The organism is Allobosea rubneri (assembly GCF_032464875.1).
GTDB lineage: Bacteria > Pseudomonadota > Alphaproteobacteria > Rhizobiales > Beijerinckiaceae > Allobosea > Allobosea rubneri.
Map to the genome: position 1 here is coordinate 1 of NZ_JAWDID010000005.1, position 16970 is coordinate 16970.

A 16970-nucleotide genomic window follows, 5' to 3' on the forward strand; every position below is an offset into this window, starting at 1 on the left:
AGCGGAAAATACGCCTCGATCCGCGCCATCTGGCGCTCGCTCAACAGAAACAAATCACCCATCACGGTACCCTCCCGGACACCGTGAATCACATCTCAAACCAAATTAATAGGTCCTGAACCTAGCTAAGGCGGTTTCTCTGTGCTCAGCCAAGCCGAACCTATGTGATGCCATTTTGCGATCAATAAAACTGAATTTAATTCGCTTTGTGGCATGCGGAGCGCATGCCATTGAATCGAGCAGTCGGTACGAGGCGCGTTCAGCGGCATGACAACCACCATCGAAAAGCAGCTCGCCGCCTATGAAGGCCGGCTCATGGGGACGATCCCGGTCGAGCGCATCCGTGCGGTCGAATTCGAGCGCCCGTCGCCGGATCTGGTGGCGCGCTTCCGGCAGCTGCCCGACCTGACCTCCGCCATCGCCGACATCCTCGACGAGTACGGCGTCGACTCGGCGATCCCAACGACGGCCCTGCCGCCGATCGCGCCGGGCCAGCGCATGGTCGGCCCCGCCGTCACGGTCAAGCACGGCGCCGCCCGGCTGACGAGCGGCTACAACATCGCCAACAAGACCTCCCCCCGCCTCGGCGCGCTCGACGCGGTGACGCTGTCGCAGCGCGGCGACGTGATGGTGATCGACGGCAGTGCCTGCCCGGCCGCCTCCAATATCGGCGGCATCATGGCGACCGCCGTTGCCGCGCATGGCTTCGCCGGTGTCGTCGTCGATGGCTGCGTGCGCGATACCGACGCGATGCGCCGCATGGGCCTGCCGGTCTGGGCACGCGGGGCGACGCCGCGCACCGGCAAGCACCGTTTCGAGCTCCTGGAATTCAACGGCATCGTCGAGATCGCCGGCGTGCAGATCCGGCCGGGCGACCTGATGCTCGGCGACTCCGACGGCGTCATCGTCGTGCCGCTTTCCATCGCGGCCGAGGTGCTGGCACGGGCCGAGGAGGTCGCCGCCAAGGAAAAGACGCTGATCGACGCGATCAGCACCGGCGCCTCGGCCGCCGAGACGGCCGCGATCGTGGCGCCCGAGAAATGGTGAACGCCGCAGCACCCAGGTTTCGGCTCGCCTTCGTCGGCTTCGGCGAGGCTGCTTCCTCGATCGCCAGCGGCCTGCGCGAGGCGGGCTTCGACAGCATGGCCGCCTTCGATGTCGCCGCCGACCGGGAGCCGTTCCGGACACGGATCCGCCAGCGCGCGGAGCAGGCCGGGGTCACGCTTCTTGACGGGCCGGAGGGACTTGCCGGCGCCGAGACTGTGTTCGTGCTGGTCCAGCCTTCGGCCTCGATGGCGGTCGCGCAGAGCTGCGCGGCACATGTCCGCCCCGATGCGCTCTATGTCGACCTGACCTCGCTCGGGCCGACCGACAAGGCGGCGGTCGGCGCGTATGTCACCGCCGCCGGACGTCGCTTCGTCGATGCCGCAATCCTCGGCTCCGCCCCGACCTCGCGGCATCGCGTGCCGATCGTCGCGGCCGGACCCGAGGTGGGCCAATTCGTCGAACGCTTTTCGCCTTATGGCATGGACATCTCGCCGGTCGGCGAGCGCTTCGGTGCGGCCGCCGGCATCAAGATCGTCCGTAGCGTCCTCGCCAAGGGGCTGGAGGCGCTCTACGTCGAAGCCCTGATCGCGGCGCGGCGCATGGGCGTCGAGGCAGAGGTGCTGCAGAGCTTCTGCGCCTTCCTCGATGCCCGCCCTGCCCTCGACACCGCCGCGATGCTGGTGCGCTCGCATGTCCCGCATGCCGGCCGCCGTGCCGACGAGATGCGCATGTCGCGCGCCGCCGTCGCCGAGACCGGCCTCGACCCGCTGATGACCGACGCCATCGTCAAATTGATGGAGCGCAGCGCCGCCAGCGGCGTCGTCGAAGGCAGCGGCGGCAATCAGCCGCCCTCGCTCGATGGCGCGCTCACTATTCTCGACGCGGCCCTCGCTGCCGCGCCGTCCCCCGCCAGATCCTGACGTTTTTGACGAGAGCCGCCATGTCCACAGCCCCCCTGCCCCCGCGCATTTCGCCCGAGACCTGCCAGGCCCTGCTCGCCTATGGCTCCGCCACCGTCTTCGAGGCGCAAGGCCGCCGCGGCGCCTTCGCCTCTGGCATCAAGCCGGTCGATGAGGCGATGACGGTCGCCGGCACGGCCTTCACCTGCGAATGCCCGCCCAATGACAACCTCACGCTGCACGCCGCGCTCAAGATGGCGAAGCCGGGCGACGTCCTGGTCTGCGATGCGCATGGCTGCACCGAGCAGGGGATGTTCGGCGACGTGATGTCGAGCTGCGCTGTCGGCGCCAAGCTCGCCGGCCTCGTCACCGATGGCGGCGTGCGCGACTCCGCGACGATCTGCGAGGTCGGCTTTCCGGTCTTCGCCGGCGGCATCTGCATCAAGGGCACGATCAAGGAGACGCTGGGCTCGCTGAACGAGCCGATCGTCCTCGGCGGCGTGCTGGTGCGCCCCGGTGACGTGATCATCGGCGATGCCGACGGGCTGGTCGTCGTGCCGTTCGAGACCGTCGACGCCGTGCTCGCAGCCTGCAAGGTGCGGGCTCAGAAGGAAGCCGCTGCAAAGCAGCGCTTCGCTTCCGGCGAGACGCCCTGGGACGTCTACAAGCTCGGCGAACTGCTGACCCGCAAGGGCCAGGCCTCGGCCGTCTGACATCACGCGATTTTCGGGGCTGCCGGCAGCCGGCCACCCGATTCAAGACGACTGGAATGAAGGATAGGACATGAGCGGGGCAATCATCCTGCAGCAGCACGGCGGACCGGACGTGCTCGAATGGGTCGATCTCGACCCGGGCAAGCCGGGCCAGGGCGAGGTGCTGCTGCGCCATACGGCGATCGGGCTGAACTTCATCGACATCTATGTGCGCACCGGGCTCTACAAGATGGGCACGATGCCCTGCACGCCCGGCATGGAAGCCGCGGGCGTGGTCGAGGCTGTCGGTCCCGGTGTCACAGGCTTCGGCGTCGGCGACCGCGTGGCCTATGTCACCGGTGCTCCCGGCGCCTATGTCGAGCGGCGCGTCATGAACGCGGCGGCGCTCGTCAAGCTGCCAGACGACATCTCCGACGATCAGGCCGCAGCGCTGATGCTCAAGGGCATGACGGCCGAGATGCTGCTCTTCCGCATGACCCAGGCGAAGGCCGGCGACGCCGTGCTGATCCATGCCGTCGCCGGCGGTGTCGGCCTGCTGCTCGCCGCCTGGGCGAAATCGCTCGGCTGCATCGTGATCGGCGCCGCCTCGAGCGACGAGAAGGCGGCGAAAGCCCAGGCTGCCGGCGCCGACCATGTCATCGTCACCAGCCGCGAGGATGTCGCGACCAGGGTGCAGGAGCTGACCGGCGGGCGCGGCTGCCATTGCGTCTATGACGGCGTCGGCAAGGATACGTTCGAAGCCTCGCTCGCGGCGGTCGCCGAGTTCGGACACATCGTCAGCTACGGCAATGCCTCCGGCCCGGTGCCACCCTTCGCCATCGCCGGCCTCGCGCCGAAATGCGCGACCCTGTCGCGGCCCTCGATCTTCCCCTTCATCAAGGACCGGGCCAGGCTCGAGGCGATGTCGAGCAACCTGTTCGAGGCGATGCGCCGCGGCGTGGTCACGGCGGAGATCGACCAGGTCTTCGCCCTGAAGGACGCCGCCGCCGCGCAATCGGCCCTCGAGAGCCGGCGCACCACCGGCCAGACCATCCTGCGGCCCTGAGCCCAATTCCGGAGCTGGCGATGAAGATCGCACGTATCGAAACCTTCTTCTTCCATCCGGGCAGCGGCAAGAACCTGCTGTTCTGCCGCATCGAGACCGATGACGGGCTCTATGGCTGGGGCGAATCCTATGTCGGCGTGAAGAAGGAAAAGGTCGTCGACGACTATATCCGCGCCATGGCGCCCTATGTGATCGGGCGCAGCCCGCACAACATCCGCCATACCGCGCAAGTGATGTTCGACGATTTCGCCATCCGGCGTTCCTCGGTCGATTTCTTCTGCGCCTGGAGCGCGATCGAGCTGGCGATGTGGGACATCGTCGGCAAAAAGGCTGGGCAGCCGCTCTACAACCTGCTCGGCGGCGCCTCGCGCGAGAAGGTCCGGGTCTACGCCAATGGCTGGTGGTACGGGGTCACGGATATCGAGTCGACCGTGGAGCGGGCACTCCAGGTCAAGGAGATGGGCTACACGGCGCTGAAATGGGACCCGTTCCCCGGGCCGTGGCGCACCTTCATCACCCGCGAGGAAGAGGACTATGCGGTCGCCAACGTCAAGGCGATGCGCGAGGCGCTCGGCCCCGACATGGACCTCTTGATCGACGCGCACCGCCGCGTCGCGCCGCATCATTCCATCCGCGTCGCCAAGCGGCTCGAGGAATACGGCATCTTCTGCTATGAGGAGCCCTGCCTCTCCGACAATCTCGACCTCGTCGCCGAAGTCCGTCGCGCGATCTCGACGCCCGTCGTGACCGGCGAGACCCTCTACACCAAGGAGGATTTCGCCCGGGTCTTCGAGAAGCGCGCGGCCGATATCCTCAACCCCGACATCTGCGCCGTCGGCGGCCTGCAGCAGATGCTCGACATCGCCGCGATGGCGCAGCCGCATGCGATCGCGATCAGCCCGCACAACTACAACAGCACCATCGTCGGGCTCGCCGCGACGGTGCACTTCTCGGCGGTGATCCCGAACTTCCTGATCGCCGAATGCTTCATCAACCTGAACGAGGCCTGCGACGAGATCGGCTCGCCCGGGCTGAAGGTCGAGGATGGCTGGATCGACCTGCCGACCGCGCCGGGCCTCGGCGTCGACATCGATGTCGAGCGCATGCGCAAGCGGCCGTACAAGGATTTCCCGCACAAGGACATGCGCCAGTACTGGGAAGAATTCCCCCGGAAGAACTACGTCTGGGGCGTAGCCAACGTCACCCGTTGACCCTCATTCATCGGATAAAGATCATGACCGAATTCAACTATCGCGAAGCCTATGCTTCAGTCGCCTCGGCCACGGCCCATGAGGCCATGGAACGCCGCGGCGCACTCGATTCCAGCATCAAGCCCGTCCGGCGCGGCATGAAGGTGCTGGGGCCGGCCTTCACCTGCGTCTGCCCGCCCGGCGACAACCTGACCCTGCACGCGGCGCTGAAGATGGCGAAGGCTGGCGACGTCATCGTCTGCGCCTCGGCCGGCTTCACCGAGCAGGGCCTGTTCGGCGACGTGATGGCGAGCTGCGCCATGGGCAAGGGCATTGGCGGCCTCGTCGTCGACGGCGGCGTGCGCGACGGCGCGACCATCGCCGAGATCGGCTTCCCGGTCTTCGCCCGCGCCCTCTCGATCAAGGGCTCGGTCAAGGAAACCCTCGGCGCCCTGAACAAGCCGATCGTCGCCGGCGGCATGCTGGTCGAGCCCGGCGACCTCGTGATCGGCGATGATGACGGCGTCTGCATCGTGCCGAAGGCGGAGATCGCTGCCATCGCCGTCGCCTCCAAGACCCGCGAGGAGAAGGAGGCCCGTTTCCGCCGCGAGCTGCTCCAGGGCAAGACGACCTGGGACATGCTCAATCTGAGCGAGCTGCTCCGGAAGAAGGGCATCGAACTCAACATCTGACGGCGTTCGCAGCGCTCTCGCCGAACCCCGAACGATCATACCGGAGACATCAAGATGAGCCGATTGAAGCCGATCGAGTATGCCGACGCGCCGCCGGCCGTCCGCGCGGTCTATGACGACATCAAGACCTCGCGGAACCTCAAGGACGTCAACAACTTCTGGAAGTACCTGGCGCATGATCCGGTCGGTCTGCGCCGGACCTGGGAGAGCGTGAAGGAGGTCATGGCTCCCGGCGCGCTCGACCCGCTGGTCAAGGAAATGATCTATCTCGCGGTCAGCACCAGCAATGGCTGCGGCTACTGCATCGCCAGCCACACCGCGGCCGCCCGCAAGGCCGGAATGACCGACGCGATGTTCGGCGAGGTGATGGCGGTGGTCGGCATGGCCAACGAGACCAACCGTCTGGTCAACGGCTACCGCGTGCCGATCGACGCCTCGCTCGAGTGAGCGGCTTGCCGACTGGCACCGCCCCCGCTGCCACGCGCATGCTGGGGGCGGAGCTGCAGACAGATGGATTACGATCATGAGCTATGGCGATACGGCGGCCGTCGTCGAAACCCTGCGCGCCCATTTCGGCGAGCGCATCTCGACCGCCGAGGCAGTCCGCCGGCACCATGGCGAGGATCTTTCCTATCTACCGACCATGCTGCCGGACGCAGTCGTCTTCGTTGAGTCGACCGCCGAGGTTCAGCGCGTCGTCGCCGCCTGCGCGGCGGCGCGCGTGCCGATCATCCCCTATGGCGTCGGCAGCTCGATGGAAGGTCAGATCCTCGCCACCGCCGGCGGCATCAGTCTCGATCTGTCGCGGATGAACCGTGTCCTCGCCGTGCATGAGAGCGATTTCGACGTGGTGGTCGAGCCCGGCGTGACGCGCAAGGCCCTCAACGAGCATCTGCGCGCGACGGGACTGACCTTCCCGGTCGACCCCGGCGCCGATGCCTCGCTCGGCGGAATGGCCTCAACCCGCGCCAGCGGCACCAATGCCGTGCGCTACGGCACGATGCGCGAGAACGTGCTGGCGCTCGAAGTGGTGCTGCCGAACGGCGAATTGCTGCGCACCGGCAGCCGCGCACGCAAATCCTCGATGGGCTACGACCTGACCAAGCTCTTCGTCGGCGCGGAGGGCACGCTAGGCGTGCTGACCGAGATCACGCTTCGGCTCCACCCGGTGCCGGCCGCCATCTCGGCGGCGGTGTGCCCCTTCGACAGCCTGAAGGGGGCCGTCGACACCTGCATCGCCACGATCCAGAGCGGGGTGCCGATCGCCCGCATCGAATTCCTCGACGACATCGCGATCGCGGCCTCGAACCATTACTCCAAGATGAGCCTCACGGTCGCGCCGACCCTGTTTCTCGAATTCCACGGTACGGAAGCCGGCATCCGCGAGCAGGCGGAGATCGTCGAGGCCATCGCGGCCGAGAATGGCGGACGCGGCTTCCAATGGGCGACGCAGCGCGAGGAGCGCGAACGCCTCTGGAAGGCCCGCCACGATTCCAACCCGGCGACGCGCGCCATGCGCCCGGGAGCCGCGATGTTCGTGACCGATGCCTGCGTGCCGATCTCGGCACTGGCGGACAACATGACCGCAGCACGGGCCGATGGCGACGCCTCCTTCCTGAAGTTCAAGATCAACGGACATGTCGGCGACGGCAACTTCCACGTCTCCTACCTCGTCATGCCCGACGCTCCCAAGGAACTCGCCGAAGCCAAGCGGCTGGCCGAGAACGTCGTCATGCGCGCCCTGGAATCCGGGGGAACGGCGAGCGGCGAACATGGTGTCGGGCTCGGCAAGCTGAAATATCTGCAGCGCGAGCACGGCAATGGCGTCGACGTGATGCAGTCACTGAAGCTGGCGCTCGATCCGCACGCGATCATGAATCCGGGCAAGCTCGGCGCGCCTGCCACAGCTTCCTGACCAGGAACGGAACAGCTCATGTTGATCACGCCCGACGAGCCGACCGTCGCGACGCATTGGGGCGTGTACCGCGCGCGGATGAAGGACGGGGCGGCCGTCGCGCTCGAACCCTACGAGCACGATCCCGACCCCTCCCCGCTCGGCCTGTCGATGATTGGAGCGCTCGACGACGGCTGCCGGATCAGGCGGCCGGCGGTGCGCGCTTCCTTCCTCGAAAAGGGCGCGGCCGCCGGCGGCTCCGGGCGCGGCGGCGAACCTTTCGTCGAGATCGACTGGCCGCAGGCGCTCGACCTCGTGGCGCGCGAGATCGCACGGGTGCGCGAGAGCCACGGCAATGGCGCGATCTTCGGCGGCTCCTATGGCTGGTCCAGCGCCGGGCGCTTCCACCATGCGCAGAGCCAGGTGCATCGCTTCCTGAACGCGGTCGGCGGCTATGTCCGCTCGATCTCCAACTACAGCTTCGCCGCGGCTGACGCGATCCTGCCGCATGTGCTCGGCGACAAGCGCGGCCTCGACGCCGGGCATACCACCTGGGACCAGCTCGCCGGCCATGCCGAGCTGATCGTGATGTTCGGCGGCACTCCACACAAGAACGCGCAGGTCGGCTCCGGCGGCATCAGCCGGCACCTGCTGCGAGAGGGCATGACCGCCTGCCGCGACCGGGGAGCTTCCTTCGTCTGCATCAGCCCGATCCGCGACGACGCGATGGCGGAGCTCGATGCCAGATGGATCGCACCGCGGCCCAACACCGACGTCGCGCTGATGCTCGCGCTGGCCCATACGCTGATCGAGGAAGGTCTGCACGACCGCGAGTTCCTTGCGCGCTGCACCACCGGCTTTGATCGCTTTGCCGGCTATGTCACCGGCGCCGTCGATGGCGTGCCGAAGACCCCAGACTGGGCGCAGGCGATTTCCGGCGTTCCGGCCGAGACGATCCGCACGCTAGCCCGCGAGATGGCGCGCCGGCGCACCATGATCATGATGTCGTGGTCGCTGCAGCGGGCCGAGCATGGCGAGCAGCCCTATTGGATGGCGATCGCGCTCGCCGCGATGATCGGCCAGATTGGCCTGCCCGGCGGCGGCTTCGGCTTCGGCTACGCCTCCGCCAATGGCGTCGGCAATCCGGTGTATCCGTTCTCCTGGCCGACCCTGCCGCAAGGCAGCAATGCGATCTCCGACTCGATCCCCGTGGCGCGCATCGCCGATGCGCTGCTGCATCCGGGGGCGCCCTATGACTTCAACGGCGAGAAGCGGCGTTATCCCGACATCCGGCTGATCTATTGGGCCGGCGGCAACCCTTTCCACCATCATCAGGACATCAACCGGCTGATCGCGGCCTGGCGCCGGCCGGAAACGGTCATCGTCCACGAATCCTGGTGGAACGCGACGGCTCGCCACGCCGATATCGTGCTGCCGGCCAGCACCGCGATGGAACGCAACGACATTGCGAGCTCTTCCCGCGACCGGATGATCGCCGCCTGCCACCCGATCAGCGAACCGATCGGTGAATCGCGCAGCGATTACGAGATCTTCGCGGATCTCGCCGGCCTGCTCGGGGCGCGCGAGACCTTCACCGAAGGCCGCGACGAGGAGGGCTGGATCCGGCATTTCTACACGGTGGCGCGCCAGCGAGTCGCCGAATACGGCATGGAGCTGCCGGATTTCGAGAGCTTCTGGAAAACCGGCATCGTCACCCTGCCCGAGCCGCAGGAGCAGACGCCGCTGCTCGCCGAGTTCGCCGCCGATCCGCAAGCCCATCCGCTGAAGACTCCGTCCGGCCGTATCGAGCTTTTCTCCGAGCGGATCGCCGGGTTTGGCTACGATGACTGCCCGGGCCATCCGATCTGGCTCGTGCCGCGCGAATGGCTCGGCGCACCGCTCGCTGAAAGGTTCCCGCTGCACCTGATCTCCAACCAGCCGGCGAGCAAGCTGCACAGCCAGTACGACAATGGCGCGCTCTCCCGCTCGACCAAGATCGATGGGCGCGAGCCGCTGCGCATCCATCCCGAGGACGCCCGCGCACGCGGTCTAGGCGATGGCGACATCGTCCGTGTCTTCAACGAGCGCGGGGCCTGCCTCGCCGGCATCGTCGTCTCAGATGCCGTGATGCCAGGCGTCGTGCAGATGGCGACCGGCGCCTGGTACGATCCGCTGGAACCAGGCCGCGTCGGATCGCTCGACAAGCACGGAAATCCTAACGTGCTAACGCAGGATCGCGGCTCTTCGCGGCTCGGACAGGCGACGATCGCCCATTCCTGCCTCGTCGAGATCGTGCGCCATGAGGGCGAGCTTCCCCCGATCACCTGCTATGAGCCGCCTCCGTTGATCTGAACCCGCCGATTTTTGCGTGAGGCCGACGGCCGCGGAACCGCGACGGCGCTCTCTTGCCATTCGTCAGCAGTGATGTCCTAATCCTCGGGAACGCCCGGCCGCCATTGCCGGGCGGCAGGCGGGTACGAGGCCGGAAAGAGCCTCTTCCGCGTTCTCATGGGGAGGATCAGAATGCTCAAATCCGGTTGGCTCGGCGCCATCGCGCTCGCCGCCCTTGTCCAGCTCGCGCCCTCGGCGCCGGTGCAGGCCCAGGCCTGGCCGCAGAAGCCGGTCACCTTCATCGTGCCCTTCCCGGCCGGCGGCGGCACGGACGCCTTCGCCAGGCCGCTGGCGGCGCAACTCGAGCAGCAGCTCGGCCAGCGCATCCTGATCGACAATCGCGGCGGGGCCGGCGGCACGGTCGGCGCCTCGGCGGCCTCCAAGGCGGCGGGCGACGGCTACACCTTCTTCATCGGTGCGGCCCATCACGCGATCGCGCCGGCGCTCTATCCCAAGCTCGACTACAACATCCAGACCGACTTCATCCCGATCGGCATCATCGCGCAGCCGCCGCAGGTCGTGGTCGTCCATCCCGGCAAGGTCGAAGCCAAGACGCTGGCCGAGTTGATCGAATACGGCCGGAAGAACCCGGACAAGCTCAACTACGGCTCGGCCGGCAACGGCACGACCCATCACCTCGCCGGTGAGCTGTTCAAGCTGATGTCCAAGGCCAACTTCACCCATGTGCCCTATCGCGGCGCCGGCCCGCTGATGCAGGATCTGGTCGCCGGCCAGGTCGATCTCGCCTTCGACGGGCTCGGCTCCTCTGCGGCGCAGATCTCCGGCGGCAAGCTCAAGGCGCTCGCCGTCGCCGCGCCCAAGCGCACCGCCGCCTTCCCCGACGTGCCGACAGCGGCCGAGGCCGGCCTGCCCGGCTACGAGGTCTCGACCTGGTATGCGATGTGGGCACCCAAGAACACGCCGCCGGAGGTCGTCGAGAAGATGACCGCCGAGGTGAAGAAGGCGCTCGCGACGCCGATGGTCAGCGACGCCTGGAAGCGGAACGGCTCGGAAACTCCGGACCTCTACGGCGCGGCCTTCGGCGCCTTCGTCAACGCCGAGGTCGCGCGCTGGGGCAAGGTCGTCGCCGACGCCAACGTCAAGCCGGACTGAGCGCCTCCAAGACGAGGCCGCTCCGGCTCTATGTCTCGCCCGCGCCGTCGATCACGGCGCGGGCGATTTTCATGCTGAACCCGGCGCGCGCCAGTGCGGCAAGCTGCTTCTGGCGGTCCTGCTCCTGCCCTGGCCTGCTCCAGGGCCCGAGCCGCTTGCGCCTTGCGGCGATGCGCGCCGCGGCAAGCTCATCCTCGTCGCTGTCGGGCAGGGCTGCCGCGGCGATCTCGCGCGGCACGCCCTTGGCCGCGAGGCCGGCCGAGACGGCCCGCGCCGAACGCCCCTTGCGCCGGAGGCTCTGCGCCCTCGTCTCGGCGAAGCGCTGGTCATCGACGAGGCCACTCCTGACGCAGGCCGCGACCGCATCCGCGACCATGCCGGAGAATTCACCGGGTTCGCCGCCGTGATGGCGGCAGCTACGCTCGACCTTGCGCTCGAGCACCCGCTGGAGCTGGCTCGACGAGGCCGCATAGCGATGGAGATAGTGCATCGCCGCTCGCTGCAGATAGGTCGGGGTGATCGGTCGCGGCGCCCGGCCCTGCCCGGCGCTTCGTGCCCGGCTCGCGCCGGTCCCTGCCTCAGTCATCCCCGGGCTTGCCTGAACGCAGGCTCTTGTCGCGGCTGCGCTTCGCCTTCGATGCGAGCCTTCGCTGCTGCGAGCCATAGGTCGCCTTGGTCGGCCGGCGGGCCTTCTGGCGTTCGGCCGCCTCGCGCAGGATCGCGAGCAGGCGCTCCAGCGCATCCTGCCGATTGCGCTGCTGGTCGCGAAAGCGCTGCGCCACCACGATGATGGTGCCGTCCTGCGTCATGCGCTTTCCGGCGACCCGCGGCAGCTTCTCGCGCAAATGATCCGGCAGATCGGCCGCCGCAGCGTTGAAGCGCAGTTGCACCGCCGACGAGACCTTGTTGACGTTCTGGCCGCCCGGGCCCGAGGCGCGCACGAAGCTCTCCTCGATCAGGCTCTCGTCGATCGCAATGGACGGGGTCACTTGAATCATGGGAGGACGGTAGCGCACCCCAAGGAGAATTGCAGCGTTGAAGCCCGATCGCGATATCGCCCGCCTGATCGAGATCATGGCGGCTCTGCGCACGCCCGGAACCGGCTGCCCCTGGGATCTGGAGCAGGATTTCGCCTCCATCGCCCCCTACACCGTCGAAGAGGCCTATGAGGTCGCCGACGCCATCGCCCGCGGTGATCTCGTCGACCTCAAGGACGAGCTCGGCGATCTTCTGTTGCAGGTGGTTTTCCATGCGCGGATGGCCGAGGAAGCGGGCGCCTTCGCCTTTCCGGACGTCGTAGAGGCGATCACCAGCAAGCTGATCCGCCGTCATCCGCACGTCTTCGGCGATGCGCGCGATCTCTCGCCGGCCGAGGTCAAGGCGCTGTGGGGCCAGATCAAGGCGCAGGAGCGGGCCGACAAGGCGGCTGCGCATCTGGCCGCGGGGCTGCCGGCCCCATCCGCCCAGGAGGGCGTACTCGCGGGGGTGCCGACCGCCCTGCCCGCCCTGACGCGCGCCTGGAAACTGCAAGCCAGGGCCTCGACCGTCGGCTTCGACTGGAAGGATGCCCGGCTCGTGCTCGACAAGATCCGCGAGGAGACGAGGGAGATCGAGGAGGCTCTCGAAGGCGGCGACAAGGCTGCCATCGCCGAGGAAATCGGCGACCTCCTCTTCGTCGTCGCCAATCTCGCCCGGCATGTCGATGCCGATCCCGAGGCCTGCCTCGCCGCCGCCAGCGCCAAGTTCGAGCGCCGCTTCGCCGGGATCGAGGCAAGGCTCGCCGATGAGGGCAGAAAAGCCGCCGAAGCGTCTCTCGACGAGCTCGAGGCGCTCTGGCAGCGGGTCAAGCAGGCCGAGCGCGCCGAGCGCGACTGAGCCGTTCCGGCGCCGTCCTTCAGAACAACAAAAAACGCCGGACCTTCCGGTCCGGCGTCGATTGTCGAAGTCTGGCTTTCGATCAGGGCTTCGGCGCAGGAGCCGGCGCGGCGCCCGGAGCGGGCATCGTGCCCGGAGCCGCCGGCGCACCGGGGGTGCCCGGAGCCGCGCTGGCGCCGCTGCCGCCGAGGCGCTTGCGCAGTTCATCCTGGCGCTTGGCCAGCTCGTCCTGGAGCTGCTTCTGCTGATCCTCGAGCACCTTCGGATCGATCGGCGCGCCGTCGAAGCCCTTGGCAAAGTCGGTCAGCGGGATCGAGAAGGAAACCTCGCGCGCGCCCTGGTTCTGGACGCTGATGTTCAGGTTCGTGCCCTTCTTCATCTGGTTGATGAAGTCGTCCTTGATCTGCGCCTCGGCGAAGCAGCCGTTCGGGAAGCAGATCGCGAAACGGCCAGGGGTCGGCTGGGCGGTGTCGACGCCGAAGCGGATGCCGGGCTGCAGCAGCAGGCCGAGCGGCATCAGGAAGCGCACGATCTTGTTCGGGTCGCCCTTGACGTCATAGACGGCGACGGCGAGCACCGGCTGGCCCTGATCCGAGACGAAGTCGCGGGTCGTGTAGCAGATTTCCTTGTTGGCCGCCGGATCCTTGCCACAGACCTTCGTCCAGTTCGTCTGCGACGGCTCGGGCTTCACCTGAACGACGGTCGGGCCGTTCTGGGCGCCCTGGCCCTGAGCGGGCTGCTGCGCCGGCTGCTGGGCCGGCGCCGCCGGCTTGGCGGCAGGACGCTGCGCCTGGGACATGGCGGAGAAAGGCGCGAGAGCGACGGCCGCGCCCAGTACGAGCGCGAGGCCGCGGATCGTGCTCTTCGCGGTGGCGCCCTTGTGCAGGGGCAGGCAAGACGAAGCGGACATCTGAAGTTCCTCGAACATGCAAACTGGCTAAGCGGCACATGGAGGCCGCGCGCAATACCGAAAGCTCAACCGGCATGGTGCCGGAGCCGGGGTTGGCATGAGCACATCAGGCGCGATTAAGGCGTTTGAATGACGCCTCGGCTTGCGTTTAGCGAGTTCTTCCCTCGGTTTCCAGCCCGAAAGAGGCGACCAAACGTAAGTTTGCACCCCGGTGTTTTGGCTATCATCTCCGGCTTGGGCCGCATGGTATGGTCCGGCAGGGAATCAGGGCCTTTCATGCTTCGGAATCTTGTCGCATCCGCACGCCGGCGTTGCGTTCTCGGGCTCGTGCTCGGGGGTGCGGCATGCCTTGGCCTGTTCGCGGGGGCTCCGCAGGCGGCCGCGCAGGGTAGCGATCACGCCATCGCGATGCATGGCGAGCCGGCCCTGCCGAAGGGTTTCACGCATCTGCCCTATGCCGATCCGGCGGCGCCGAAGGGCGGGCGAATCATCTTCGGCCAGCAAGGCACGTTCGACAGCCTGAACCCGCTGGTCGTGCTCGGCGTCGCGCCCGATGCGGTGCCACGCTATGTCCAGCAGAGCCTGCTGTTCCGCTCCGCGGACGAGCCCTTCACCGCCTATGGCCTGCTCGCCAGCCGGGTCGAACTCAACCCGGAACGGACCCGCCTCGTCTTCGAGATCGATCCGCGCGCCCGCTTCTCTGACGGGCAGCCGGTGACCTCCGCCGACGTGATCTTCACCTATGAGATGCTGAAGACCAAGGGCAAGCCGTTCCACCGCTCCAGTCTCGCCCGCATTACCAAGGCCGAGGCGCCCTCGCCCGGCACGGTCGTCTTCGAGCTCGGCGACGGCTCCAACCGCGAATTGCCGCTGGTGATCGGCGCCATGCCGATCTTCGCCAAGCACGCCACAGATGCGGAAAAATTCGGCGACACCAGCTTCAAGCCGGCGCTCGGCTCCGGTCCCTACCGGGTCGAGGAGGTCAAGCCGGGTGAGATGCTGGTGCTGAAGCGCCGCAACGACTTCTGGGCGGAGGATCATCCGCTGACCCGCGGCCTCTTCAACGCCGACGAGATCCGATACGATTTCTATCGCGACTCCAACGCCTTGTTCGAGGCTTTCAAGGCAGGACTTTATGACGTCCGGGTCGAATCGGACCCGACGCGCTGGATGACCGGCTATGATGTCCCGGCGGTGCGCGACGGCCGGATCGTGCGCGATACGCTGCGCTTCCAGACGCCGAAGGGCATGACCGGCTTCGTCTTCAACACGCGCCGGCCGATCTTCGCCGATATCAGGGTGCGCGAGGCACTGGCGATGCTCTTCGACTTCGAATGGGCCAATCGCAACCTGTTCTATGGGGTCTACCGGCGTGCCGGCAGCTTCTTCGCAGACTCCGAACTCTCGGCGCTCGGCGTGCCCGCCAATGAGCGGGAGAAGGCGCTGCTTGCGGCTTTCCCCGGCGCCGTGCGCGACGACATCCTCGCCGGAACCTGGACCCCCTCGGCGACGGACGGCTCCGGGCGCGACCGCGAGCAGGCGAGGCGTGCGCTCGACCTGCTCGAGGCGGCCGGCTACGAGCTGCGCGACGGCCAGTTGCGCAAGGGCAGCGACGGCACGCCTTTCGCCTTCGAGATCACCGTGACCAACCGGCCGCAGGAGCGTCTCGCCCTGAACTATGCCGCCTCGCTCTCCCGACTCGGCATCGGCGTCTCGGTCCGCCTGATCGACGACGTCCAGTACTGGCGCCGTCTGTCCGCCTTCGATTTCGACATGATCCAGTGGACCTGGGCGGCCTCGGCATCACCGGGCAACGAACAGGTCGGGCGCTGGCAATCGACCAATGCCGACCGCAAGGGCGCGCTGAACTATGCCGGCGTGCGCTCCCCGGCAGTCGATGCGACGCTGAAGACGCTCCTTGCCGCCGAATCGCGCGAGGATTTCGTCGCCTCGGTCCGCACGCTCGACCGCCTGCTGCTCTCCGGCTTCTACGCCGTGCCGCTCTATTATCTCCCCGAGACCTGGATGGCGCGCTCGCGCGAGGTGGTGCTGCCACAGCGCCGGCCGGCCTATTTCCTCTCCAACGAGGTCCTGGCCCGGGCGCCTTCCGCGCCAGCGCCGGCGAATTGAGACCGGCGCATGCGGCCCGAGCAGGACGAGATCTCCATCGCTGCGCTGGTCGAGGGACTGGATTTCGACGGTCTGCTCAAGGCCCTAGCCGCCAAGCGCGGCCGTGAACCGGCCTTCCGCGACCCGCCGGGGCGGCGCGACTGGAGCGGAGCGGCCCCCGGGGCCTTCGGCTTCGCGGAGCTGGACGGTCGGGTCGACCGGCTGGCAGGTCTGCTGACGCTGGCGCGACCGCAGCCCGGAGCGCGCGTCGCCATCCTGGCCACACTCGGGCCTGAAGCGCTGATCTCTATCCTGGCCTGCCTGCGGGCCGGCCTCTCGCCGTTGCCGCTGCCTCCCCATGCCGGGGAGACCGAGTTGCTCGGCATGATCGAGCGCTCCGGCGCGGTGATGGCGATCGGCGTCGCCCGCATCGGCGCCCTCAGGCCGCTCATGCTGCTGCGCGATGTCGCGGCGCGCGCCTTCGGCATGCGCTTCATCGGCGGCTTCGGACGTGATGTGCCCGACGGCGTCGCCGCGCTCGACCAGCTTCTCGGACATGGCGCCTCGCAGCCCGCCGTGCCTGCCGTGGCTCGTTCGGCGATCAGCGTCGTCGACGGCAGGAGCTTCGCCGGCCCGTTCGCGATCGGCGAGAAGGAGGTCCTCGCCAAGGCGCTGGAGATTTCCCGCGTGCTGAAGCCCCTCGCCTCGTCGCGCGTCATCACCACATTGGTCGGCGCCGACCTGGCCGCACTCGCGACCGGCCCTGGTATCTCCCTGCTCACCGGCGTCGAATTGCTGCCGCTCGGTCTTTTCGTGCTGGACGATCTGCGCGCCTGCCTGGAAGGCGGGCGGATGGTCCATCTGGTGGTGCCGGCCACGATGGAGCCTGCACTGGCACGCTCGCGGCTCGGCGGGCACAAGGCGCTCTCCAGCCTGGTCGTGGTGCGGCGCGCCGGGGAGGACGAGGGCCTGCCACAGCTCGACCGGCCGGATCTCGCCATCGTCGACGTGATTGCGCACGAGCCGGAGCGCGTCGAGATCAGGCGGCGCAATCCGGGTTGAGCCAGGAGGCCGTCATTCTCGGCTTGACCC

16 protein-coding genes are annotated in these 16970 nt (G+C 67.8%); 13 read left to right on the plus strand and 3 right to left on the minus strand.

Annotation, left to right across the window (positions count from 1 at the left end; all coding sequences use genetic code 11):
• Positions 1 to 267 precede the first annotated feature (267 nt).
• The 10 genes from RKE40_RS04920 (at position 268) to RKE40_RS04965 (ending at position 10984) form a co-directional block, all read left to right on the plus strand.
• Positions 268 to 1047 (plus strand): RraA family protein, encoded by a 780-nt coding sequence (locus tag RKE40_RS04920; protein ID WP_316017122.1) that lies wholly within the window; start codon positions 268 to 270, stop codon positions 1045 to 1047.
• On the plus strand, positions 1044 to 1967 hold the full coding sequence (locus RKE40_RS04925) for an NAD(P)-dependent oxidoreductase (RefSeq protein ID WP_316017123.1): 924 nt from the start codon (positions 1044 to 1046) through the stop codon (positions 1965 to 1967). The genes RKE40_RS04920 and RKE40_RS04925 overlap by 4 nt, the downstream gene beginning before the upstream one ends.
• Positions 1968 to 1987: 20 nt before the next feature.
• Positions 1988 to 2659, plus strand: a complete 672-nt coding sequence (locus RKE40_RS04930; RefSeq protein WP_316017124.1) for a 4-carboxy-4-hydroxy-2-oxoadipate aldolase/oxaloacetate decarboxylase — start codon at positions 1988 to 1990, stop codon at positions 2657 to 2659.
• Between the two features lie 70 nt (positions 2660 to 2729).
• Positions 2730 to 3704 carry a quinone oxidoreductase family protein gene (locus RKE40_RS04935; RefSeq protein WP_316017125.1) on the plus strand — a complete coding sequence of 325 codons (975 nt, stop codon included), beginning with the start codon at positions 2730 to 2732 and terminating at the stop codon, positions 3702 to 3704.
• 20 nt (positions 3705 to 3724) lie between these two features.
• Positions 3725 to 4915: a mandelate racemase/muconate lactonizing enzyme family protein gene (locus RKE40_RS04940; RefSeq protein WP_291642613.1), complete on the plus strand. Its 1191-nt coding sequence runs from the start codon at positions 3725 to 3727 to the stop codon at positions 4913 to 4915.
• 23 nt (positions 4916 to 4938) lie between these two features.
• Positions 4939 to 5586, plus strand: a complete 648-nt coding sequence (locus tag RKE40_RS04945; RefSeq protein ID WP_291642615.1) for a 4-carboxy-4-hydroxy-2-oxoadipate aldolase/oxaloacetate decarboxylase — start codon at positions 4939 to 4941, stop codon at positions 5584 to 5586.
• A 54-nt stretch (positions 5587 to 5640) separates the two neighbouring features.
• Positions 5641 to 6033 carry a carboxymuconolactone decarboxylase family protein gene (locus tag RKE40_RS04950; RefSeq protein ID WP_291642617.1) on the plus strand — a complete coding sequence of 131 codons (393 nt, stop codon included), beginning with the start codon at positions 5641 to 5643 and terminating at the stop codon, positions 6031 to 6033.
• A 76-nt stretch (positions 6034 to 6109) separates the two neighbouring features.
• Positions 6110 to 7501, plus strand: coding sequence for an FAD-binding oxidoreductase (locus tag RKE40_RS04955; protein WP_316017126.1), 1392 nt, complete (start codon positions 6110 to 6112; stop codon positions 7499 to 7501).
• 18 nt (positions 7502 to 7519) lie between these two features.
• A complete protein-coding gene (locus tag RKE40_RS04960) occupies positions 7520 to 9832 on the plus strand; it encodes a molybdopterin guanine dinucleotide-containing S/N-oxide reductase (RefSeq protein WP_316017127.1) in 2313 nt (770 codons plus the stop codon).
• Positions 9833 to 10003: 171 nt separating this feature from the next.
• Positions 10004 to 10984 carry a Bug family tripartite tricarboxylate transporter substrate binding protein gene (locus RKE40_RS04965; RefSeq protein ID WP_316017128.1) on the plus strand — a complete coding sequence of 327 codons (981 nt, stop codon included), beginning with the start codon at positions 10004 to 10006 and terminating at the stop codon, positions 10982 to 10984.
• Between the two features lie 28 nt (positions 10985 to 11012).
• On the opposite strand, the gene RKE40_RS04970 is transcribed toward RKE40_RS04965, so the two are convergent.
• Both RKE40_RS04970 and arfB read right to left on the minus strand, forming a co-directional pair.
• Complete coding sequence (locus RKE40_RS04970) at positions 11013 to 11570, minus strand: regulatory protein RecX (protein ID WP_316017129.1); 558 nt, start codon at positions 11568 to 11570, stop codon at positions 11013 to 11015.
• Positions 11563 to 11982 carry an alternative ribosome rescue aminoacyl-tRNA hydrolase ArfB gene (arfB, locus tag RKE40_RS04975; protein WP_316017130.1) on the minus strand — a complete coding sequence of 140 codons (420 nt, stop codon included), beginning with the start codon at positions 11980 to 11982 and terminating at the stop codon, positions 11563 to 11565. The genes RKE40_RS04970 and arfB overlap by 8 nt, the downstream gene beginning before the upstream one ends.
• A gap of 37 nt (positions 11983 to 12019) precedes the next feature.
• Between arfB and mazG the strand changes: the two genes are divergently transcribed.
• Positions 12020 to 12859, plus strand: coding sequence for a nucleoside triphosphate pyrophosphohydrolase (gene mazG, locus RKE40_RS04980; protein WP_316017131.1), 840 nt, complete (start codon positions 12020 to 12022; stop codon positions 12857 to 12859).
• A gap of 82 nt (positions 12860 to 12941) precedes the next feature.
• Here mazG and RKE40_RS04985 read toward each other — a convergent pair whose 3' ends face one another.
• Entirely contained in the window at positions 12942 to 13769 is an 828-nt protein-coding gene (locus RKE40_RS04985; RefSeq protein ID WP_316017132.1) for an invasion associated locus B family protein, read from the minus strand.
• 276 nt (positions 13770 to 14045) lie between these two features.
• Between RKE40_RS04985 and RKE40_RS04990 the strand changes: the two genes are divergently transcribed.
• Positions 14046 to 15899: an ABC transporter substrate-binding protein gene (locus RKE40_RS04990; protein ID WP_316017133.1), complete on the plus strand. Its 1854-nt coding sequence runs from the start codon at positions 14046 to 14048 to the stop codon at positions 15897 to 15899.
• 9 nt (positions 15900 to 15908) lie between these two features.
• A complete protein-coding gene (locus RKE40_RS04995) occupies positions 15909 to 16940 on the plus strand; it encodes an AMP-binding protein (protein WP_316017134.1) in 1032 nt (343 codons plus the stop codon).
• The last annotated feature ends 30 nt before the right edge of the window (positions 16941 to 16970 follow it).

Coding starts and splice junctions, on each gene's coding strand:
- RKE40_RS04920 (WP_316017122.1), top strand. CDS start 268: ATGACAACCACCATCGAAAAGCAGCTCGCCGCCTATGAAGGCCGGCTC.
- RKE40_RS04930 (WP_316017124.1), top strand. CDS start 1,988: ATGTCCACAGCCCCCCTGCCCCCGCGCATTTCGCCCGAGACCTGCCAG.
- RKE40_RS04935 (WP_316017125.1), top strand. CDS start 2,730: ATGAGCGGGGCAATCATCCTGCAGCAGCACGGCGGACCGGACGTGCTC.
- RKE40_RS04940 (WP_291642613.1), top strand. CDS start 3,725: ATGAAGATCGCACGTATCGAAACCTTCTTCTTCCATCCGGGCAGCGGC.
- RKE40_RS04945 (WP_291642615.1), top strand. CDS start 4,939: ATGACCGAATTCAACTATCGCGAAGCCTATGCTTCAGTCGCCTCGGCC.
- RKE40_RS04950 (WP_291642617.1), top strand. CDS start 5,641: ATGAGCCGATTGAAGCCGATCGAGTATGCCGACGCGCCGCCGGCCGTC.
- RKE40_RS04955 (WP_316017126.1), top strand. CDS start 6,110: ATGAGCTATGGCGATACGGCGGCCGTCGTCGAAACCCTGCGCGCCCAT.
- RKE40_RS04960 (WP_316017127.1), top strand. CDS start 7,520: ATGTTGATCACGCCCGACGAGCCGACCGTCGCGACGCATTGGGGCGTG.
- RKE40_RS04965 (WP_316017128.1), top strand. CDS start 10,004: ATGCTCAAATCCGGTTGGCTCGGCGCCATCGCGCTCGCCGCCCTTGTC.
- RKE40_RS04970 (WP_316017129.1), bottom strand. CDS start 11,570: ATGACTGAGGCAGGGACCGGCGCGAGCCGGGCACGAAGCGCCGGGCAG.
- arfB (WP_316017130.1), bottom strand. CDS start 11,982: ATGATTCAAGTGACCCCGTCCATTGCGATCGACGAGAGCCTGATCGAG.
- RKE40_RS04985 (WP_316017132.1), bottom strand. CDS start 13,769: ATGTCCGCTTCGTCTTGCCTGCCCCTGCACAAGGGCGCCACCGCGAAG.
- RKE40_RS04990 (WP_316017133.1), top strand. CDS start 14,046: ATGCTTCGGAATCTTGTCGCATCCGCACGCCGGCGTTGCGTTCTCGGG.
- RKE40_RS04995 (WP_316017134.1), top strand. CDS start 15,909: ATGCGGCCCGAGCAGGACGAGATCTCCATCGCTGCGCTGGTCGAGGGA.